This window comes from Serratia sp. DD3 (assembly GCF_000496755.2).
The window spans coordinates 71,923-93,708 of sequence record NZ_AYKS02000074.1 but is presented as its reverse complement, the minus strand read 5'-3'; the positions used below and the strand labels follow the sequence as shown (position 1 = coordinate 93,708).

At 48.1% G+C, this 21,786-nt stretch carries 20 protein-coding genes and 3 pseudogenes; 9 read left to right on the top strand and 14 right to left on the bottom strand.

Features of this window, described 5'->3' with window-relative positions:
* Positions 1-10: 10 nt before the first annotated feature.
* Entirely contained in the window at positions 11-505 is a 495-nt protein-coding gene (gene pncC / locus IO95_RS14855) for a nicotinamide-nucleotide amidase (protein WP_023492756.1), read from the bottom strand.
* 309 nt (positions 506-814) lie between these two features.
* Between pncC and IO95_RS14850 the strand changes: the two genes are divergently transcribed.
* Entirely contained in the window at positions 815-2,101 is a 1,287-nt protein-coding gene (locus tag IO95_RS14850) for an MFS transporter (RefSeq protein ID WP_023492760.1), read from the top strand.
* Positions 2,102-2,145: 44 nt separating this feature from the next.
* Here IO95_RS14850 and mltB read toward each other — a convergent pair whose 3' ends face one another.
* A complete protein-coding gene (gene mltB, locus IO95_RS14845) occupies positions 2,146-3,231 on the bottom strand; it encodes a lytic murein transglycosylase B (protein ID WP_023492761.1) in 1,086 nt (361 codons plus the stop codon).
* 393 nt (positions 3,232-3,624) lie between these two features.
* Between mltB and IO95_RS14840 the strand changes: the two genes are divergently transcribed.
* Positions 3,625-4,362: a carbonic anhydrase gene (locus IO95_RS14840; protein ID WP_023490584.1), complete on the top strand. Its 738-nt coding sequence runs from the start codon at positions 3,625-3,627 to the stop codon at positions 4,360-4,362.
* A gap of 121 nt (positions 4,363-4,483) precedes the next feature.
* Here the strand turns inward: IO95_RS14840 and IO95_RS14835 are convergent, their stop codons facing one another.
* Both IO95_RS14835 and IO95_RS14830 read right to left on the bottom strand, forming a co-directional pair.
* A complete protein-coding gene (locus tag IO95_RS14835) occupies positions 4,484-5,830 on the bottom strand; it encodes a sigma-54-dependent Fis family transcriptional regulator (RefSeq protein ID WP_037385942.1) in 1,347 nt (448 codons plus the stop codon).
* 9 nt (positions 5,831-5,839) lie between these two features.
* Positions 5,840-7,609, bottom strand: a complete 1,770-nt coding sequence (locus IO95_RS14830; protein ID WP_037385967.1) for an ATP-binding protein — start codon at positions 7,607-7,609, stop codon at positions 5,840-5,842.
* A 323-nt stretch (positions 7,610-7,932) separates the two neighbouring features.
* On the opposite strand from IO95_RS14830, the gene IO95_RS14825 reads away from it, so the two are divergent.
* The 5 genes from IO95_RS14825 to mutS all read left to right on the top strand — a co-directional run bounded on the left by IO95_RS14825 (position 7,933) and on the right by mutS (position 14,492).
* Positions 7,933-8,412: a periplasmic heavy metal sensor gene (locus tag IO95_RS14825; protein ID WP_023491765.1), complete on the top strand. Its 480-nt coding sequence runs from the start codon at positions 7,933-7,935 to the stop codon at positions 8,410-8,412.
* A 434-nt stretch (positions 8,413-8,846) separates the two neighbouring features.
* Complete coding sequence (locus IO95_RS14820) at positions 8,847-9,314, top strand: glycine zipper 2TM domain-containing protein (protein WP_023491766.1); 468 nt, start codon at positions 8,847-8,849, stop codon at positions 9,312-9,314.
* 267 nt (positions 9,315-9,581) lie between these two features.
* Positions 9,582-11,036 (top strand): carboxylesterase, encoded by a 1,455-nt coding sequence (locus IO95_RS14815; RefSeq protein WP_023491767.1) that lies wholly within the window; start codon positions 9,582-9,584, stop codon positions 11,034-11,036.
* Between the two features lie 152 nt (positions 11,037-11,188).
* Positions 11,189-11,593 carry a hypothetical protein gene (locus IO95_RS14810; RefSeq protein WP_023491768.1) on the top strand — a complete coding sequence of 135 codons (405 nt, stop codon included), beginning with the start codon at positions 11,189-11,191 and terminating at the stop codon, positions 11,591-11,593.
* Between the two features lie 337 nt (positions 11,594-11,930).
* Complete coding sequence (gene mutS / locus IO95_RS14805) at positions 11,931-14,492, top strand: DNA mismatch repair protein MutS (protein WP_023491769.1); 2,562 nt, start codon at positions 11,931-11,933, stop codon at positions 14,490-14,492.
* A gap of 176 nt (positions 14,493-14,668) precedes the next feature.
* Here the strand turns inward: mutS and rpoS are convergent, their stop codons facing one another.
* The 4 genes from rpoS to surE all read right to left on the bottom strand — a co-directional run bounded on the left by rpoS (position 14,669) and on the right by surE (position 18,533).
* On the bottom strand, positions 14,669-15,664 hold the full coding sequence (gene rpoS / locus IO95_RS14800; RefSeq protein WP_023491770.1) for an RNA polymerase sigma factor RpoS: 996 nt from the start codon (positions 15,662-15,664) through the stop codon (positions 14,669-14,671).
* 54 nt (positions 15,665-15,718) lie between these two features.
* Positions 15,719-16,696 (bottom strand): murein hydrolase activator NlpD, encoded by a 978-nt coding sequence (nlpD, locus tag IO95_RS14795; RefSeq protein WP_023491771.1) that lies wholly within the window; start codon positions 16,694-16,696, stop codon positions 15,719-15,721.
* Between the two features lie 455 nt (positions 16,697-17,151).
* A complete protein-coding gene (locus tag IO95_RS14790; RefSeq protein WP_023491284.1) occupies positions 17,152-17,778 on the bottom strand; it encodes a protein-L-isoaspartate(D-aspartate) O-methyltransferase in 627 nt (208 codons plus the stop codon).
* Positions 17,772-18,533 carry a 5'/3'-nucleotidase SurE gene (gene surE, locus IO95_RS14785; protein ID WP_037385964.1) on the bottom strand — a complete coding sequence of 254 codons (762 nt, stop codon included), beginning with the start codon at positions 18,531-18,533 and terminating at the stop codon, positions 17,772-17,774. Before surE ends, IO95_RS14790 begins: the two co-directional genes overlap by 7 nt.
* Before the next feature lie 258 nt (positions 18,534-18,791).
* Here surE and IO95_RS14780 point away from each other — a divergent pair.
* A pseudogene (locus tag IO95_RS14780) lies at positions 18,792-19,052 on the top strand (transposase); the annotation flags it as partial.
* 34 nt (positions 19,053-19,086) lie between these two features.
* On the opposite strand, the pseudogene IO95_RS24830 reads toward IO95_RS14780, so the two are convergent.
* From IO95_RS24830 to IO95_RS25655, 5 genes and pseudogenes are all read right to left on the bottom strand, one after another.
* Positions 19,087-19,918, bottom strand: a pseudogene (locus IO95_RS24830) (IS66 family transposase); the annotation flags it as partial.
* Positions 19,919-19,971: 53 nt separating this feature from the next.
* A pseudogene (locus tag IO95_RS26125) lies at positions 19,972-20,196 on the bottom strand (hypothetical protein); the annotation flags it as partial.
* Positions 20,197-20,242: 46 nt separating this feature from the next.
* On the bottom strand, positions 20,243-20,611 hold the full coding sequence (gene tnpB / locus IO95_RS14770; RefSeq protein ID WP_023492875.1) for an IS66 family insertion sequence element accessory protein TnpB: 369 nt from the start codon (positions 20,609-20,611) through the stop codon (positions 20,243-20,245).
* On the bottom strand, positions 20,611-20,772 hold the full coding sequence (locus IO95_RS25660; protein ID WP_160165624.1) for a hypothetical protein: 162 nt from the start codon (positions 20,770-20,772) through the stop codon (positions 20,611-20,613). The genes tnpB and IO95_RS25660 overlap by 1 nt, the downstream gene beginning before the upstream one ends.
* Positions 20,769-20,909, bottom strand: coding sequence for a hypothetical protein (locus IO95_RS25655; RefSeq protein ID WP_023492876.1), 141 nt, complete (start codon positions 20,907-20,909; stop codon positions 20,769-20,771). The genes IO95_RS25660 and IO95_RS25655 overlap by 4 nt, the downstream gene beginning before the upstream one ends.
* 77 nt (positions 20,910-20,986) lie before the next feature.
* On the opposite strand from IO95_RS25655, the gene IO95_RS14760 reads away from it, so the two are divergent.
* Positions 20,987-21,307 (top strand): SymE family type I addiction module toxin, encoded by a 321-nt coding sequence (locus tag IO95_RS14760; RefSeq protein WP_023492877.1) that lies wholly within the window; start codon positions 20,987-20,989, stop codon positions 21,305-21,307.
* A gap of 37 nt (positions 21,308-21,344) precedes the next feature.
* Here IO95_RS14760 and IO95_RS14755 read toward each other — a convergent pair whose 3' ends face one another.
* Positions 21,345-21,785, bottom strand: a complete 441-nt coding sequence (locus IO95_RS14755; RefSeq protein ID WP_037385939.1) for an SMI1/KNR4 family protein — start codon at positions 21,783-21,785, stop codon at positions 21,345-21,347.
* Between the last annotated feature and the right edge of the window lies 1 nt (position 21,786).

The following is a 21,786-nucleotide window of genomic DNA, read 5'->3' as shown; positions in this document are numbered from 1 at the left end:
AGTATCAAGGTTAATTTTGCAAAAATTCCTCAAGTACTCTTTGCAGCGAGAAAATCGTTGCTTGCAAGCGGACCGCATCACGATCGCCAGCAAATTGTTTCCTACACGCCAGTACCCGACCACCACGTTCAGCGAAACCAAACCAGACCGTACCAACCGGTTTTTGCTCACTGCCCCCATCCGGACCAGCAATACCACTGACAGAAAGCGCAAGGTCAGCCTTGGCGGCAGATAAAGCACCCAGCGCCATCTCGCATACCACCTGTTCACTGACCGCGCCATAAACCTCTAAGGTTTCTTTTTCTACCCCTAACAATTCGTGTTTGGCCGTATTGCTATAGGTGACAAAACCACGGTCAAAATAGGCTGAGCTACCGGCAATATCAGTAATCGCCTTGGCTATGCCTCCCCCCGTGCAAGACTCGGCACAAGTGATCCACTGGCCACGGTGTTTTAATCTCTGCCCAACAGTAATACTGAGCTTATGTAGTTGGTTCTCACTCATCATCGCTCCTTGGAGAATCAGGGGATAACCCGGTCATTATTCAAGTTGCAAAGTGTTGTTCAGCGCTTGCAAAGACAGGGATATATGTGCCTGATTGTAACATTTATCAAGCACTGCTGGTGACTCTGTTAAAGAAATGCATAATGCTTCGCAGGAATGCCGTTTCAAACTACCGTTCTAAATGTCAGGCTGATATAACGCAGCCAATATCGCTGCAGCTTGAAAGGTTCCAAGGATAAATTAATGTGGAAACAGACCCGCCAGCCCACTCTATAATGGGTTGCGCTTGAGCAAAAACAGGAAGGCTGAGTGAAAAAAACATTAGGGGTATTCTTTCCACTGTATACCACCACGTTGTTAATGCTACTGGGCGCAGGGTTACTGACAACCTATATATCCTTGCGACTAGCCTCTATCAATGTCAGTGGTACTTTGATTGGTGCCATTGTTGCAGCCAACTATCTTGGCCTGGTGATCGGCGGCAAGGTGGGGCACTTTCTGATTGCCCGAGTGGGTCACATCCGAGCTTATGTTTCCTGTGCGGGTATCATTACCGCCGCCGTACTGGCCCATGGTTTGACGGAATACATTCCAGTATGGGTCGTATTGCGGCTGATTATTGGCCTATGCATGATGTGTCAGTACATGGTTTTAGAGAGCTGGCTGAATGATCAATCCGAGTCCAATCAACGTGGTATGGTATTCGGGTTTTATATGGCGGCATCTTACCTTGGCATGTCACTAGGGCAACTCGTCCTGATGCTGCAAACGAGCCTGGGCATCAGTACGCTATTGCTGATCGCGTTGTGTTTTTCCCTCTGTCTGGTCCCCATCGCGCTGACTACCCGCACTAATGCACGCCACCTGTCACCAGCCCCTATGGAACTACGCTATTTTGTCAGCGCCATCCCCAGAGTACTGGCAGCGATGTTGTTCATCGGCATGGCAGTAGGGGCCTTTTATGGGCTAGCACCGGTTTATACCAGTAAACAGGGACTGAGTACCCAACAAACCGGCCTATTTATGGCCATTGCTATTTTTGCCGGATTGGTGGCGCAGCTTCCGCTAAGTTGGTTGTCAGACCACTATAATCGAACCAGACTTATGCAGATTAACGCATTTTTATTGATTATTGCCGCCTTACCGCTAGCACTGCTACCACAAATTGATTTTCATATGCTGCTGATGCTTGGCTTTATTGTCAGCATGCTGCAATTCACGCTTTATCCATTGGCAGTGGCTCTCGCCAATGACCTAATAGAACCAAAGCGTCGTGTTTCGCTTGCTGCTTGCCTGCTGATGGCATTTGGCGTCGGAGCCAGTATTGGGCCATTAATCGTGGGGGCACTTATCCCGTTTTTGGACGGCAATATCCTCTACGCCTTTATCGCTGTATGCGGCATGTTGATTATGACCTGCGGCAAAAATACGCCAAAAGCGGGCTCTCAAGGGGTGCCGGATGCACCAGTACCCCATTGCGCGATGCCAGGCAGCCAATCCAACGCACCACTTTCTCCGTCATCACAACCAACCTTTAATGAGCCAATCATTCACGAAACAATAACGACGACAAAACAGACCCCACTTGAGCAGTGAGGCCTGCTAAAAGAGCAGGCCATTAAAGGCAAAATTCATTGGGCTCAATGCCCACGCCGCGCTCGGCCAACGGCCTCGCCTAATTGCCATACCGCCATAGCGTAGTGGACACTGTGGTTATAGCGAGTAATGGTGTAAAAATTAGGTAATCCGTACCAATATTCATATCGGTTGCCCATATCCAGACGCAACAGGCTGGCTTGCTGATTTCCTTCCAATGACCCGCGAGGCGTCAAGCCAGCCGCCGCCAATGTAGCAACCGAGTATTTTGTCTTAAACCCGAAGTCCAGCCCCGGTGCTTGGCCGCTGGCTGGAACGGCGACTGTTGCGCCATGCGTCCAACCGTGAGATTTAAAATAATTCGCTACGCTGCCAATAGCATCCACCGGATCCCAGAGGTTTATGTGACCATCGCCATTAAAATCAACCGCGTAACGTTTAAATGACGACGGCATAAATTGACCATATCCCATCGCCCCCGCGTAAGAGCCTTGCAAAGAAAGCGGATCATCACCTTCTGCACGTGCCATCAGCAAGAAAGTTTCTAACTCACCACTAAAGTATTCAGCACGACGCGGATAGTTAAACGACAATGTCGCCAAGGCATCAATAATGCGAGTTTTACCCATTACCCGGCCCCAACCGGTTTCTACTCCTATTATGCCAACAATAATTTCCGGTGATACACCATAAACTTGCTCAGCACGCTGTAGTGTTGCTTCATGCTGATTCCAGAACATGACGCCTTTTTGGATATTGTCCGGCGTTATAAATTTGCTGCGATAACGGATCCAGGCACCATTTGGACGAGTTGATGGTTGACCAACAGGCGCTTGTTTATCCATCAGAGTCACAACCCAATCCAATTGACGAGCCTGTGCCAAAACATCATGCAATTGCTGGCGCTCAAAACCATGCTCGCGCACCATTTTGTCAATAAAACGCGCCGTCGCCGGATTATCAGCAAAATCACCACTTAATGGATGTATGGCATGTTGCGGTGCTAGCACAAAACCACTTTGTGAAATCGAGTTATTAGCAGGAACAACAGGTTCTGCAACAGGCTTAGGTTGACTGCTGCAAGCAGCCAGTAAAGAAAAAAGAGGTAAAAAGGTGACCAGGCAGCGCATTGGATATCCATATAAACCAAGTAAAAGGGATACCTACTATGTTAGAACATTGTCCAACATCGACAAATAGGAATATGCACTCGACCAAGCGACTCAGCTCGCCAATTGAACGTCACAAACCCAACCTACATCACAATTCAAACTAAGGAATGATTCACTTTCCACCAATATGACATTAAATAGTGAGAAAAATAATCTTAGCGGGATATTATATTGCCATAATCCACTAAAATGATTGAGGAATTACCATACTCACCCAGTGAGCGCACTATAATTAATTCGTATTAGGGGATAAATCATCTCCTTTTTTTATCGGCAAAATCGTTACTGTTGCAGCCAAGATCACTGCTGCTTATCAGATCACCGTATACTCTAAATAACACGAGAGGCATTATGAGTAAGCATCTGTTACCTGAACCATCGCGCCGCACGCTATTAAAACGTACTGCAGCCGTTTCTGCATTAGCCATCACCGGAATTGCCGGCATTACCCTGCCGTCTGTAGCCTTTTCCGCCGCGATGACCAAAGAAGAACGCGATAAAATGACACCGGATGAAATCATTGATAGCTTTAAAAAAGGTAATATCAGATTTCGTGAGGGAAAAATGCAGCAACATGATTATGTTGCTCAAAAGCAAGCCAGCCAGCATGGGCAATTTCCCGCTGCAGTAATTTTAAGTTGTATTGACTCACGTGCTCCTGCAGAGATCCTGCTAGATGTTGGTATCGGCGAAACCTTTAATGCTCGGGTTGCCGGTAATATTCAAAATACTGATATTCTCGGAAGTATGGAGTTTGCTTGTGCCGTTGCAGGGGCCAAAGTGGTACTGGTTATGGGCCATACTGCCTGCGGTGCGGTTAAAGGCGCAATTGATCATGCCGAACTGGGTAACCTGACATCCCTGCTCCACAAGATCAAACCCGCTATCGATAAAACCGAGTATAAAGGAGAGCGTACCGGTAGCAATTATGACTTTGTCGATGCTGTCGCCAAAACCAACGTTCAAATGACCATTGAAGATATTCGCAAAAACAGCCCGGTACTGAAAAAGCTGGAAGATGAAGGGAAAATAAAGATTGTTGGCAGTATGTACCACTTAAATGGCGGCAGAGTAGAGTTTCTCGCCTAAGCGTCGCCTGATTGGTGCGGGTGCCATTATACCGCCAAACGCCATTCATCACGGAATGATATCTGCCCCAAGGATGGGACTTTATGCCCCCCAATAACTTGAGTCACATCAGGCCGCTCTCCTATTTATGCAATTTGGCTAATAATGTTTTGCGGGTAATACCCAACTGCCTGGCCGCTTCAGTTTTGTTACCTGCCGTCTTTTCCAATGCAGCTAAAATCGCCTCTTTCTCTAACTGTTCCAGTGGTTGAATTAACAGCTGTTTTTCAGACTGAATAGGCAGTGGCTCCGCGCACTGGCTAATGCTCAGCGGCAACTCTTTTTCACTAATAAAATCCCCTGTTAGCAGGATCACCCCCCGCTCAATGCTATTCTCAAGCTCACGAACATTACCTGGCCAGGGGTATTTCACCAGTAGATCCATGGCTTGCGGTGTAAAGCCTTTCACCTTCTTGCGATTACGCTCGGCAAACTTGGTCAGAAAATGCATCGCCAGCAAAGGAATATCTTCCCCACGTTGACGTAATGGTGGGAGTTCCACCGTCACCACATTCAGCCGGTAGTAAAGATCCTGGCGAAATTTACCTGCTTCCACATCAGCCAACAGGTCCCTATTAGTGGCGGCAATTAAGCGCACATCCACCGATAATGTTTGGTTACTACCCACCCGCTGGATCTCTCGTTCCTGAATGGCTCTCAGCAATTTCACCTGCATCAATGGTGAAATCTCGCCAATCTCATCCAGAAACAAAGTGCCGCCATTAGCCACCATAAAACGCCCTTCGCGACGCTTATCGGCCCCAGTGAAAGCCCCTTTCTCATGACCAAACAGCTCTGACTCCAAAAGAGATTCACTCAATGCAGCACAGTTGACACTGACTAACGGCTGTTCCTTACGCAGACTATTCGCATGCACGACTTTGGCGATTAACTCTTTACCTGTACCCGATTCACCGCTGATTAACACAGTCGCCTCAGAAGGGGCAATCATGGCAATCATCTCCATCAACTGGCGCATGGGTTTGCTGCGGCCGATCATATTCTGATCATCAAACAGTAAACGTTGCTTCAACGCGAGATTCTCAGTTTTCAGTGAGGTATGTTCCAGTGCTCGCTCAAGCGTCAACCGCAGCATGTCGAAATCCAACGGCTTGGTGAGATAATCATAAGCACCGGCTTTAATCGCCTCCACCGCAGACTCAACATTAGAATAAGCCGTCATAATCAATATGGGTATCGCAGGATTGTAAGCCTTGATGACCTTGAGTAGTGCGATTCCATCCATTTCAGCCATGCGTACATCACTCAATACCAGATCAAACGGCTGACTTTTCACTTTCTCGACCGCCTCGAGACCATGATGAGCCACACTGACTCGATATCCCCACCCCGTCATCAATGCCTGTAAAATCGTGCAATGACTGAGGTCATCCTCTACCAGAAGAATTTGTGCGCAAGGCGTTACCATATATTTTCCCTACTGTTCTTTATGTTTGAGCGGGATAATCATTTCAAAACAGGTGCCCAATTGGGGATGGCTGGTCACCGAGATCGTCCCTTGGTGCTCCTCAATCACTTTTTGCACTATCGTCAACCCTAGGCCAGTTCCCGTCGCTTTAGTGGTAAAATAGGGGTTAAAGATTTTTGCCAGTTCATCTGGTGGTATACCACGCCCTGAATCACTCACGGTAATATGTAGTTCCCTATCACCCACCGTTTCAACCCCGACTTCAAGCACACCTTCAGTTCCCATTGCCTGAATAGCATTGAGGTATAAATTCAACAACGCTTGAGTGAAATGATCAGGATCGATCTCCACACTGGGTAATGGGCTATGACAACGGTAGCGTAGAGTGATGTTTTTTTGCTGCGCATCCTGATGAATTAATAACAATGAATGCTCAATCACGGCATTAATGTCTGTCGGTTTCAGGCATAAATCGCTAGGACGTACCAATGCCAACAATTCGCTAATCACCCGATTAAGACGGTCTACTTCTTTCGCCATGACGTTGGCAAGCTCTTGCTCCTCACTTCCCGGCAATGAACGGGCGGCAAAATAACAGGCAAAGCCTTTAATCGAAGAGAGTGGATTACGGATCTCGTGAGCCACACCGGCAGCTAAATCCCCAATCGCAGCCAGTTTTTCTTTACGGCGAATTTCCTCTTGCAGTTGGCGTACTTCTCGCAAATCACGAAAGATAAAAACGTTTCCTAGAAAATGCCCCTGCTGGCTGAGGATATTGGTCACACTAACACTCAACGGCAACATCTGCCCGTCAGGCAATCGGTACTCCATTTCCTGCTCAATAACCGCTAGCCCTTGAGCATTTTTTTCCACCCACTGGTTCCACTCGATGGGCAGGGCCTGCTGGCTTTTCTGACCAACCAAACCTACTGCATCATACCCTAGCATACGCTCAGCCACCGGGTTCACTACTCGGATTTGGTGTTGTTCATTGGTGGTAATCAGGCCAATTGGTAAATTGCTGATAATCTCGCTGGCAAAAGCCTTTGAAGCCTGCAATTGCTGGTTAGAACGTTGATAACGCCGGGCCAAGAACAGCGCAAGTAGACTGACCACACTGAGTAATAATAAAATCGTCAGCAGGATAACGGTATTCCGCATCCCCCTTTCTTGAGCGGCATCCAGCGCCGCAGTATCAAAAGCAACAAAAATGATCGATTGCTGGTCATCTTTAAGTTCATTAACCTCTCTCTGCGCCAGGTGGCGCCCATTCATCATATGACCCGCACGCCCATTATTCCCCCTTAATGGTTTGAAAAAACGATAGGCCTCAAAAGCATTCTGTGGATTATGTTGCGAATTGACCAACGTCGTCATATGCCACTGTTCTGAACCCGTTACGTTAAGTGCAGCGAGCTGTTGTGGGGTATACAACTGACTACCAATGCGTTGAGGATCACTATGTGCCAGGATACGCCCGCTACCATCTGTCATCGCGATATAGAGCACCCCTGGCTGATAGGCCATCTCTTCCAGCAGAGTCTGTCGCTGATCCTGGTGCCAACGCATCCCCATCCCGGCCCGCGCTCCAGATTCAAAAGAGCGAATCAATACCGCACTTTTTTCACGCAATGTCTGCAGCTCAATATCTCGCCCACGCTGTAGATCTTTAAAAGCCAATGTGATGATGATCGCGACTAACATTAGCAGTGACCCCATCACCATCCAGCCGGGCAGCGTCGCCAATAACTTCAACTTATTTTTAAATTCTGTTGCCATTAGCGCCTCTTCCCCTAAGGGGCTCAATGGGTAAATATTACCCATGCTAGCCATATTACGAGTAAAAATTACCCACTTTCTTTGAAGTAATCGCCTGGCAAGGAGCGATTGCCCTGTGGCTCATGTTTATTCTTGCCGTCAGACTATCACTGAACTTCCCTTTATAACGCTGCTTGCCTAGCAAAACCGCCATCAATAACGACGCTATAACCATACAATTCCTATGCCAGTCTGATCATGGCACGCGTGTTGCAATACATGTTGTAACACGCATGCAAATGCATCCCTTGATAATCATTGGTACTCAACAGAAGGAATAAATCATGAAACTGAAAAAAGCTTCTTTGGCCGCTATCATTTCTATCGCCATGTTGGCAGGGTTAAGTCAGGCTGCAATGGCACAAAATGGTAACCGTGGGCAAAATATGGCCAATCAACAAGGTATGAACCAAGGTGCAGGTTATCAACCCGGCTATATGGCGAACCTGACGCCTGAGCAACAGACCATCCGTCAGAAAGCATTTAATGACTTCCAGCTTAAAACGGTTAATTTGCGCCAACAACTGATCGCCAAGAAAGCTGAATACAATGCGCTTTTAACCAGTAAGCCCCTTGATGAACAGAAAGCGTTAGCGGTCAGCAAAGAAATTTCTGCGCTACATGACCAGCTGTATCAGCAACGTGTTGCCTTAGATACTGAATTGGCCAAAGCCGGTCTCCCTGCCATGGGTCACCGAGGAGGTATGGGTGGAATGGGTGGAATGGGCGGAGGGGGTATGAATAGTGGCCGCGGATGTCGCTAAGTGCCCATTATCATTCAAGAACTAGCGTGAGTTTAAGTTGGCGGGTGAATGATCAATCGGTCTAATGAACCTTACGGATGAGGTTCATCATCCCCCCAGAGGCTGCTAACCCTAATGGCAGGCAGCTATGAACCTACTGCCTGCTACGCCAATTATTTTACCTATCGAAATCCTAGCGTGGCGCGAAAACCACCTCATCCCATCATTCCTATTTTTTATTTTATAATCAATTAATTAAGCAATAACACGCCATCAATAAAAGCGGTCAGTCCAACAAAAAAACGCCCGATAACATACGAAAAATCCGAGTCTTTATACTGACACCCTGATATAATTTTTTCTTATGCTACCTGAATAAAATCAAGTTGCTGCCATACTAACTACTAACGGAGCAATCATTGTTCCTTGGTAAAATCAACCTGTTTGGAGTTTATATGACTAAAACAATCGTTGGCATTGCTATTGCTGTTGCTGTTCTTAGTGGGTGTGCCACTAACCAGACCTCTTCTGGCGATACGTTTACTGCATCACAAGCCAGGCAGGCTCATATCGTGACTTATGGCACTTTGGTAACAGTGCGTCCTGTGACTATCCAAGGTGGCAACGGTAATAATACTGCTGGAGCTATAGGTGGTGCTGTGGTGGGTGGGCTGCTGGGTAATACCGTGGGTGGCGGTTCTGGGCGCAATCTGGCAACCGGAGCAGGAGCCGTGGGTGGTGCCATGGTAGGTTCAAATGTGCAAGGTGCCATGAATCGCAGTGCGGGTGTCGAGCTAGAAGTCCGTCGTGATGATGGCGTCAACATCGTGGTGGTTCAGGCGCAAGGTTCAACGCAGTTTCGTGTTGGCCAACGTGTCGCCCTGGTGACTAATGGCAGTACCACTACCGTATCACCGCGTTAACCGTCTGAGCTATACGCCACAATTTTGATCTGGTTGATGCAAGTTATCGCCCACAAAAATCACAAGGAGGTGATTTCCAGCCGATTCGCGCAGTAGCAGTCGTTGCGCAGGCCCATCAGCTCAATATCATGGAGCAACTCAATCCCCCTGCCGCTTGAATGATGACAGGTATATGATGGTTCAGGATAGCAAAGTGATCCTGCCTTACGGAATAATCGCGAGTGATCCGGCTCGTTCATTACAATAAAAAAACGGAGTTAGCGTTAAATGTTTATCAAATGGATTAAACGAATTGTCCTGCTGATGGTGCTGTTACTCATCGGGGCACTAGCCGGGCGTATTTATGACACCCAACGTGGGCCATCGCTGCAACTTTGGCACACCTTCGTTCCACATGAAATGCGCGCCAGTGAAATCGACAAAGCCAGTTGGGCTGACTACCTTAAGGTTGAAGACAATCTATTCAAAGAAGTAAAACTGAATGTGACTGACAAACTGGACAGCAGTAAACAAACACCACTGAATCGCTACTATTCTGGTAGCCCAATCTACCCCGAAAAATTTGCCACTAACTGGAACCGTTCCTACACCATGATGCCGGAAGGCAAACCAAAGGGTGTGGTGGTGTTGTTGCATGGCTTGACCGATACCCCTTATAGCCTGCGGCATATTGCTAATAATTACCGTCAGTATGGCTATGCAGCAGTGGGTATTCGTTTACCGGCCCATGGCACCGTGCCTGGAGCCCTGACTGATGTCGCGTGGGAGGACTGGCTGGCCGCGACCCGCCTAGCCGTCCGTGAAGCTAAACGTCTTGCTGGTGATGATGTCCCGCTACATATCGTTGGATTTTCCAACGGTGGTGCACTGGCGATGAAATATACCCTGGATACCCTTGACGATCCGACGCTGGCAAAACCGCAACGTGTGGTACTGATCTCCCCGATGATTGGTGTAACCAGTTTTGCCCGTTTTGCTGGATTTGCTGGTTGGCCTGCCATTTTCCCCGCTTTTGCCAAGGCAGCCTGGTTAGGGATTGTGCCTGAGTTCAACCCATTCAAGTTCAACTCGTTTCCGGTGAATGCTGCACGTCAATCTTTCCAACTGACTCAAGTATTGCAAAATCAGATCGCCACCGATTCACGCAATAACAAGATGAATGAATTACCACCGATACTGACATTCCAATCCGTGATGGACTCGACGGTCAGTACCCGCGCGGTAATTACTTCACTGTACAACCACCTGCCAGCCAATGGTAGCGAAGTGGTCCTGTTCGATTTGAACCAGGCCGTGGCTTTCGGTCCGCTGCTCAGAACCACTTCCTATACTGCACTGCCTCGGTTGTTACCTGCACCACCACGCAACTATAAGGCGACCATTGTCACTAACGTGACCTCAGAGACCACCGATACGGAAGCCCGTACCGTGGCAGCAGGGCAAACCGCAGAAACCAGAGAAGCGCTGGGTATCACCTATTTGCCAGATATTTTCTCACTGTCACACGTGGCGCTCCCCTTCCCTCTAAGTGATTCGCTATATGGGCGCTACCCGGATCCGCGCAATCAATATGGTATCAGCTTGGGTACTTTTGCTGCTCGAGGGGAACGTGCCGTTCTGGTGGTCGGGCTGGATTCGCTAATGCGTCTCTCCTCTAACCCCTTCTTCCCTTATATGATCCAACGCATTGATGAGAACATAGGCACCATGCCGGAGAAGTAAGGCTGTCAGTGATAATGACCCGTTCACAAACGGGTCATTATCCGGTGCTCGACCCCACTTGATATCCCCAAATGGATAAATTTTTGCCAAGAATGGCGTTAAAACTCACAAACTAAAAAAATTTCATTAGCAATTAACCTTGGGGCCATAACATGAATTTTTATCATCTGCGAATTGCCCGCCCTGTCACCAATCTGGATAAAAGTTGTGAAATGTATTGCCGTGGATTGAACCTGCAAAAAATAGGGGGGTTTGAAAATCACAGCGGGTTCAGCGGCTATATGCTAGGACGCGCCGATATTCCATGGCATCTGGAATTTACCGCTTGTCTTGACCATCCGACCTCCCCCATCCCTTCCGTAGAAGATCTTTTGGTTTTGTATATCCCCGATGACATTGAGTGGCAAACAGTTTGCGATAACATGATTGAAGCAGGGTTTTTATGCATTCCCGCTTTTAACCCTTATTGGGATAATCATGGCCGAACATTTGTTGACCACGATGGCTACAGAACTGTTATTCAGCATCAAACATGGCAATCATATATGCAGGTCTAACTCCAGCTTGAATGAAAATGGCCATCTCATCTGCTCTGGACAAAACTGCGGGTTGCCTCGCGGGGTTGGGCAATAATTTCAAAATCAGGCACATAACCTCGTGTTGTTCTGATAACCTCAAGCGGTGAACAATCAAGACAGAGATTGCGGTAGTAAACCTGTGGGTGAATGACGATGATTATCAGTGATAAGATTCGCCTTTGGTTGCGGATTGGGTATAAAACATGCCCTAACACGGTTTAGCATGAGATATCACTGATTGATTCAAATCTACGCCGCCATGTTCACCCGACCTAGCTGAGAACACAACAGACTGATTAAGCGAGTTTCCTCAAATATGAAAGAGTCATTTGATACGGACTTCACCGGCCATACACCAATGATGCAGCAGTATTTGCGTCTTAAAGCACAGCATCCGGAGATCCTGCTGTTTTACCGCATGGGGGATTTCTACGAGCTGTTTTATGACGATGCCAAACGCGCTTCTCAGTTGTTGGATATCTCACTAACCAAGCGAGGTGCTTCAGCAGGTGAGCCCATTCCCATGGCCGGTGTCCCCTACCACGCGGTAGAAAATTATCTTGCCAAGCTGGTTCAGCAAGGGGAATCAGTAGCAATCTGTGAACAGATTGGCGACCCTGCCACCAGTAAAGGCCCGGTTGAACGCAAAGTGGTGCGCATCGTTACCCCGGGCACCATCACTGACGAGGCCTTGTTGCAGGAGCGGCAAGATAACTTGCTGGCGGCTATCTGGCAAGATGGCCGCGGTTTTGGTTATGCCACCCTGGACCTCAGTTCTGGGCGTTTCCGCATTGCCGAACCTGAAGACCTGGAAACGATGGCTGCCGAATTACAGCGCACCAATCCTGCTGAACTGCTCTACCCAGAAACCTTTGAGCAGATGGCGCTAATTGAATCACGTCATGGTCTGCGCCGCCGCCCACTGTGGGAATTTGAACTAGAAACGGCGCGCCAGCAATTAAATCTGCAATTTGGCACCCGCGATCTAAGTGGTTTTGGTGTGGAGCAAGCGCACCAAGCACTGCGTGCCGCTGGTTGTCTGCTGCAATATGTTAAAGATACCCAGCGAACTTCACTGCCCCATATTCGTACTATTACCATGGAGCGCCAGCAAGATGGGATCATTATGGATGCAGCGACCCGCCGCAATCTGGAGATCACCCAAAGCCTTTCTGGTAGCAGTGAAAATACCCTGGCGGCCATTCTTGACCGTACCGTCACGCCAATGGGTAGCCGCATGCTAAAACGTTGGTTACATATGCCAACGCGCGATAGTGTCGTGCTTCACCAACGCCAGCAAGCCATCGCCGCACTGCAGGATCTCTATGCAGATTTGCAGCCACCACTACGGCAAGTGGGTGATCAGGAGCGTATTCTTGCTCGCCTGGCACTGCGAACCGCCCGTCCGCGGGATTTGGCCCGTATGCGCCATGCGTTTCAACAGTTACCCAGTATCCGCGCAGTGCTGGAAAACTCGGCAACACCTTATGTGCAGCAGCTGTTGTCACAAATTGGTCAGTTTGACGAATTACAAGCGCTACTGGAACGCGCCATTGTTGAAACGCCACCGGTGTTGGTACGTGATGGCGGTGTGATCGCCAGCGGCTATAACACCGAGTTGGATGAATGGCGTGCCTTGGCAGATGGCGCCAGTGACTATTTGGATCGGTTAGAGGTGCGTGAACGTGAGAAGCTGGGCTTGGATACGCTGAAAGTCGGCTTTAATGGCGTTCACGGTTATTATATCCAGGTGAGTCGAGGGCAAAGTCACTTGGTGCCCATCCACTATGTTCGTCGCCAAACACTGAAAAATGCTGAGCGCTACATCATCCCTGAGCTGAAAGAGTACGAAGACAAAGTGCTCACTTCGAAGGGGAAAGCACTAGCTATCGAGAAAGGGCTCTATGAAGAGCTGTTTGACCTGCTGTTACCCCATCTTGAAACATTGCAACAAAGCGCTGGCGCGCTAGCTGAACTGGATGTTTTGGCTAACCTGGCAGAGCGGGCTGAAACAATGAACTATGCTTGCCCGACCATTAGCGAACAACCGGGTATTCACCTTACCGAGGGGCGTCACCCGGTGGTAGAGCAAGTCTTGAGTGAACCCTTTATAGCCAACCCGGTTTCACTCTCGCCGCAACGCCGCATGTTAATCATTACTGGCCCGAATATGGGGGGTAAAAGTACCTATATGCGCCAAACAGCATTGATTGTCCTGATGGCACATATCGGTAGTTTTGTACCGGCAACCAAAGCGATTATCGGCCCAGTCGATCGCATTTTTACCCGGGTTGGGGCCGCTGATGATCTGGCCTCTGGCCGATCCACGTTTATGGTGGAAATGACTGAAACCGCCAATATTCTGCACAACGCGACCGAAAACAGCCTGGTACTAATGGACGAAATTGGCCGAGGCACTTCCACTTACGACGGTCTTTCTCTGGCTTGGGCTTGCGCTGAAAACCTGGCTAACCGAATCAAAGCCATGACACTGTTTGCTACCCACTATTTTGAGCTAACCACCCTGCCAGAGAAAATGGAAGGTGTGGTCAATGTTCACCTGGATGCACTGGAACACGGCGATACCATCGCCTTTATGCACAGTGTGCAAGAGGGGGCAGCCAGTAAAAGCTACGGCTTGGCCGTGGCTGCATTGGCGGGAGTTCCCCGGGATGTGATCAAACGCGCTCGTCAGAAATTGCGCGAATTGGAGATGATTTCTAGCCAAACAGCGACTGGGACGATAGACGCCACCCAAATGACGTTACTGAATGAAGAGGTCTCTCCCGCCGTCGAGGCATTGGAAAAGTTAGACCCGGATACCCTGTCACCTCGCCAGGCGTTGGAATGGATCTATCAGTTAAAAAAACTGGTCTGAGCCCAGCTTTTCACTATGACGCTTTAACTATGGTGCTTTCACTGATGGCGTATAGAGCATCACGGCCCCGAACACCTTTCTAGCGCCCCAAAGACCTTGCTAGTGCTTAGTGTGTTAAGAGCCCAAAAAAAACGGTGAGCATCATACTCACCGTTTCTATTTTGATGTCACTGTATTTATTCGCGGAACAGAGCTTCAATACTCAAGCCCTGCATCTGCAGGATTTCACGTAAGCGCCGTAAACCCTCAACTTGGATTTGACGAACACGCTCACGGGTTAAACCAATTTCATGCCCCACGTCTTCCAGCGTTGCCGCTTCATAACCTAACAAACCGAAACGACGAGCCAACACCTCACGCTGTTTAGCGTTCAATTCAAACAACCACTTAACGATACTTTGTTTAATATCATCGTTTTGCGTGGTGTCTTCTGGCCCATTCTCTTTCTCATCTGCCAAGATATCCAGCAGAGCTTTTTCAGAATCACCACCCAGCGGCGTATCGACCGAAGTTATACGTTCATTTAAGCGCAACATACGGTTAACATCATCAACCGATCTGTCAAGCTGCTGTGCAATCTCTTCAGCACTGGGCTCATGGTCCAGTTTATGAGAGAGCTCACGTGCAGTACGCAAATAAACATTCAACTCTTTTACGATGTGGATCGGCAAACGGATCGTACGGGTTTGATTCATAATCGCCCGTTCAATCGTCTGACGGATCCACCAAGTCGCATAGGTGGAAAAACGGAAACCGCGTTCTGGATCAAACTTCTCCACTGCACGGATCAGACCGAGGTTCCCCTCTTCAATCAGATCCAACAGTGCCAGGCCACGATTGCTATAACGACGAGCAATTTTCACGACCAGCCTCAAGTTACTTTCTATCATGCGGCGGCGCGCGGGTACATCTCCGCGCAGTGCCCGCCGTGCAAAATAGACCTCCTCTTCTGCGGTCAGCAGCGGAGAGTAACCGATTTCGCCCAGATAGAGCTGCGTTGCATCCAATACGCGTTGGGTAACACCTTGAGACAAGAGTTCATCTTCTGCCAAGTCATCCTCACTGGTCTCTTCCTCCAGCTCAGGTTCATCAAATGACTCAGCCTCCGTGGCATTCTCATCGAAATCTACTTCATCGTGTAACTCATTAACTTTCAGCGTATTTTGGCTCATAAGGCGGCTCCTACCCGTGATAACACGAGCAGAACAGAGTGCATTCTGCCCAATCTATCGCTGCGGAAGATAACGCAGCGGGTTTACGGACTTCCCCTTGTAACGAATTTCAAAATGTAAGCGTACTGAACTGGTTCCGGTGCTTCCCATTGTTGCTATTTTTTGTCCTGCTTTCACTTCTTGTTGTTCCCGGACCAGCATTGTGTCGTTATGAGCATAAGCACTCAAGTAATCATCATTATGCTTAATGATTATCAGATTACCATAACCCCGTAAAGCGTTGCCCGCATAAACTACGCGGCCATCGGCGGTAGCAAAGATAGGCTGCCCCCGGGTACCACCAATATCGATACCTTTATTTCCCCCTTCCGCTGAGGAAAAGTTATCGATAATTTTACCGTTAGTCGGCCATTTCCAAGTACTTACTGGTGCACTATTACTGGCGGTACTGCTTGGCACTGTCGCAGTTGGTGCGATAACAGGAGCAGTGCTGGTAGCGACCGCCACAGCCCCTGATGCTGGTAACATTTTACCTACATTCTGTTTACTTGAGTTGTCAGAATACGCGCTCGTCGACTGAGAATCAACAGCTGTTGTTTGTATCTGGCTGCTCGAAGGTGGCTTCGGTACGCCGCCTCTTGTTGCATCAGTGGCGGCCAGCATGCCACCACTACTCTTGGCAGAACCATTACCAAGCTGAATGGTTTGGCCAACCTCTAAATTATAGGGTTGCGGGATATTATTACGCTCGGCCAGATCACGATAATCACTCCCGGTGATCCAGGCAATATAGAACAGCGTATCACCCCGTTTTACAGTATAAGTACTGCCGCTGTAGCTCCCTTTGGGGATGGCGTTATAACTGCGATTGTAAGCAATACGCCCTTGTGATCCACTCCCCTGACTAGCAGATGTGACAGAGCCACTGCCATCTACGCTACTAATCGGCGCTGAATTTGGATTATTACTCGAACAACCCGCCAACCCCAAACTTAACATCATACAGATCGCCGCTCGGCGCAAAGTAATCATTGGGCTTCCCGTGCTCATGCTCCCCCCACGACAGCAATATAAACGTTATACTCTTCAACCTGCATGTTACCAGCAGACGTTGTCCCCCTGTTGCTTACTTAAGTGAGCTAACACGGCTTCATTACATCACTGTCCCAGTGCAATTGGTTATATAACGTTCTCTCAGTTTTAAACAAGTATTTCCCCAGACGAACTTAAATACCCACAATTTCTCTACCAGGGAACTAAAAATTAACACTCACAATGCAATACCCAATCCCACTTCCACGACTATCTTTACCGTTTGAGTGATGCAGGATATAACGACATGAGCATTGCTATACAATAAAAAAGCCATTTTATTGAAAATTAATATTATTGAAACTCTCTATCCACGTTCTTTCAAGTGGTCAGCAGATTGATTTCGTGCACGACACAACAACCACTTAACAGTCTAAATGAACAGATAGGCTCAATTACACCAATTCACCTTGCACTAAAGGAACAAATCTTACTGCTTCAACCGTATCAATGGTAAATCCATCGCCACGCCGATGAATACACTGCAACATCTGTTGTGTCTGCCCCACAGGTAACACTAGAATCCCGCCGTCGTCTAACTGTTGCACCAGTGCTTGGGGAATTTCTGGTGGTGCGGCGGTCACAATAATGGCATCAAATGGCCCGCGAGCGGCCCAGCCCTGCCAGCCGTCACCATGGCGCGTGGAGACATTATGTAAATCGAGTTGTTTCAAACGACGCTTGGCTTGCCACTGTAATCCTTTGATTCGCTCAACAGAATAAACATGCTGTACCAAATGTGCCAAGACGGCGGTCTGGTAACCAGAACCGGTACCAATTTCCAGTACACGGGAAGTCGGCCGTAAATTCAGCAGTTCAGTCATACGTGCGACGATGTAAGGCTGAGAGATGGTCTGCCCGGAACCAATCGGCAGTGCGGTATTCTCATAAGCTTTATGTGCAAACGCTTCGTCAACAAAACGCTCACGCGGGACGTTTTCGATGGCACTGAGCAACCGTTCATCCCTGATGCCTTGCTGGCGTAATTGCTTCAGCAATGTTTGTATGCGCTTGTTCACCATTGCTCACGAAACCCTGCTCTGGTTAACCATGTTGTCAGCACCTCTTGTGCCCTATAAGCGGTCAAATCGACCTGCAACGGAGTAATTGCCACATAACCTTGATCGACTGCGGCAAAATCGGTATCGGGTCCAGCATCGAATTTATCACCTGGGGGCCCGATCCAATATAATTTTTCACCATAGGGATCCTGCTGACAAAACACTTTATCGGCAGGGTGTCGGCTACCACAACGCGTTACGCGTATTCCTTTGATTTCTGCCAGAGGTAAATCAGGGACATTAATATTGAGAATTTTGCCAGTGCGCAACGGTTCGCCTAGCAATGCACGTAACAAACGACAAGTGATGGCCGCAGCGGTGTCATAATGCTGGTGCCCATTCAGCGACACCGCTAACGCAGGCAAGCCCAAATGACGCCCCTCCATCGCTGCTGCAACGGTGCCTGAATAGATAACATCATCCCCTAAATTAGGGCCAGCATTAATACCTGAAACCACTATATCTGGCGCTGGATGCATCAAGGCATTAACCCCAAGATACACACAATCCGTCGGCGTTCCCTGCTGAACGGCAATATCACCATTAGGTAATGTGTGCGTGCGCAAAGGCACCCCTAACGTTAACGCATTAGAAGAACCACTACGGTTACGATCCGGAGCCACTACCTGTACTTGGGCAAACTCGCGCAGCGCTGCCGCCAGCACCTGGATGCCCGGCGCACTGACACCATCATCATTACTCAATAGTATTTTCATATTGAATTTAAAAGACTTTTTTAGGATAAAAAAACAAACCTGCATTTTGACCTGCATTTTTGCATATGTCTGTTATTGTTGATTTTTCCAAGAGTAAGTCCACTGTGTTGTTTTTTCATATTGTGATGAGGTTCAAGCAGCAAGGCAAGTATTGCAGCTATTATGGCATTTAAGCAATGCAGCCAACATAATTGAGTCTATACCCGTGATCATTGAAGATGCTTGATTTTCTTTAAAATGAGGATCAAGCTAGCAGCAATGAAACTGATTCTCACGCCCGACCAAAAACAAGCACTCGAAACCTTGCATGATCAAACTCGTGACGGACGCGTTCGTGATCGCATTAAAGCCGTTCTTCTTACATCGGAAGGCTGGACCACCGCGATGATTTCTCAAGCGTTGCGTATCCATGAATCAACGGTTCGCAGCCATCTCGCAGATTACACAATGTCTGAGAAACTTAAGCCTGAAAATGGTGGTTCACAAAGTCGTTTATCTGCTGAACAAACGTTGGAGTTAAGTATCCGCCGTTAAATCGACGTATTTGCCCTATTCATATTGCGACACATTTTTTTGAAAAAGGGGCAAGGCCAACGTTCCACGGTAACAGTGCTTCTATCTTGTCCACCGTATCTGCTTCACCAATGCGTTCCAGCACATTTTGGATATAGGCTGCTGGCTCCAGATTGTTGGCTTTCGCTGTTTCAATCAGGGAATAACAGCAGGCACTGGCTCGGGCCCCTTGAGAACTGTCGGCAAACAACCACGCTTTTCTGCCCACCGCAAACGGGCGTATCGCATTCTCCGCCAACACATTGCTGATATTCAGATAACCGTGTTCGCAGTAGCCGATCAGCGATGCCCAATGGTTGAGCATGTACTCCATCGCCCAGCGTGTCAGTGAGCCCTTCATCACTGAACCAACATTTTTCTCCAGCCTGTTCTTGATCCGCCATCTCCTGCCACGCTTTGAAGGTGGCAAGCATGGGTACGCTGTGCTGCTGGCGAGCCTGATACTTATCCTGTTCGGCAAGCCCCTGAATGGCCCGTTCTATCCCATACAGTTTGCCAATGTACCCTAATGCCACATCGGCCTTGGTGGGCGCAGTGTTTGATGTCTTTTTCCCTTTAGGTACCGCCTTGCCAGCTTCAACATATTTACGCCGAGCATGGCCCCAACAGCCGATACGCACTAGGTGGTTTTCACGGCACACTTCGGCATAGCCAGCATAACCATCGGTTTGCAAAATACCTGTAAAGTCCTGCAACAGAAGCACAGGAACGCTGCCGGCACGACTCGGGTCCTAATCAAACAAGACCGACGGTTTATCCGCTGGCCCACCGCGTACCACCCACATCCATTTGTCCGATTGGGCAGTTGTGCCGATAAAGCCTCAATCGCCACTCCCAGTTCAGCTTCATCGAATAGAGAAATCTGGTCGGCGTGGCGCTCGCTGCTGGCAGCAAACTGTTGGGCTCTTTTGAGCCGGAGTTGTTCTTCCAACAACGCGACATAATGTTCCAGATGCTGGATAGCGTCATCTTTTGATTGGATGAGTTCATCTTTAGACTGAAGCTGTTGACGTAATTCCACCACCAACTCAACCGCAGATAAACTACGTTTTTCAGGGGTTTTTCTTGATGGGGGAATAGGCTTTTTCATGAGGGAAATGATAGCAAAAACAGCCGGGTAATTCACGTTTTACGGCTCAACTCACCCTGTCATAATGCAGTTTTTTATGCCCATTGAGCAGGCTGATATCATACGCATCCAACAACCAGTTAATCTGTTCACCGGTCAGGGGTAACAGGTCATCGGCCAAGCTGAGCCACTTGAATTTCTCCTCGGCCAGCGCTTTGTAATAGAGGACAAAGCCATTGTCTTCCCACATCAGGCATTTAATTTTCTTGCGCTGGCGGTTGGTGAAGGCATACAGCGCCCCGGTAAAGGGATTATGTCCCAGTTCCTGCTCAAGCAGTGCCGCCAGACCATTTACCTGCTTACGAAAATCAATCGGGGCACGATAAAGGTAAATCTGCAGCATCGCCAGCGCAGGGAGTAAGTCACGGTTACGCATCAGAGTTGCCTGAGAATAGCACTTAATAACGTCACATTGCGGTCATTAAGCCCGGTGCTCACCAGGCCATTGGGTAACGAGATCGTTAGCTCGGCAGAATTGACGGGGGCCGTGGTGGTGACTTTGGTAAACCCAGGTGAAATTTTCTCTTCAGGTGTCAACGATATTTTTGCCGCCAATAAACAAACTGGTGGTAAGTGAGTTGATGTTGCTGGCAAAAAATCTGACCAGAAAGGTCGGATGCCTGCCAGAGAATAATTTGTTCACGCCAATAGTCGGCACGCTGTTGAGACTTCATGATGGCACCTCTGTATTAAATAAATGCAGAGGTAGTGTTACGCAGTCAGTGGTTAAAAAACAGATGCTGATTTAAGGGTGCTTACTATTCCTGAGCTGATTATCAATAGCGAGGATGTTACCAGTGCAGGATTTATACCGGGTGCTGTATTTAAAATAGAGCAATATCAGGATGGGCTGGTAATAACGTTAGTTTCAGATGAGGTAGAGATTGAGCGGTTGTTATTGGAGGTGGATGTTCCTCCCGATCTCGGCGTGGACTGGGTACGGGATAACGGCGAGTTATATCTGGCGGGGGAGTGGCTCACGCAGACCAGTCTTGCCGGGCAACCGCTGGCGATCAGCATGATGACCGGCAAGGTAGTGATTAGGGTGCAGCAGAGTAATATGCTGGCGTAGCAACCAATAAAATAGCCGGAGCACCCCCGGCTACTTCTCAAGAAAGATAGTTATTTATTTCAGCCTTCATAAACTGACTAAATGTCATATTAATATCAATTATATCATCTCCTTCAGTGTAACAATAAACCGCAGGATCATCATTAATCACATCAAGAAATAATAATGATGTGTAGCCTTGATGCATTAAAAATGCAAACATATTAGAAGGATGGGGCACATTATTATCTTTCATTAAATTACGAGTTTCTTCATTTATATCATCCAACTCATTAAAGAAAAACCAAGTACCCTCTTTAAAATCACCAGCGGAAACCCCCATTTTCTTTAAGAAAACTTTATAAAAACAAGGTAAAACCCCGTATTCCCCCTCTAAATCCATGACTTGTTTTTCAGTACACCCTATAACAGGCATACCTTTCTTAGTTATTATATTTGAAATTTTATCAATTTCCTCAACATACAATTCTTTATTCATC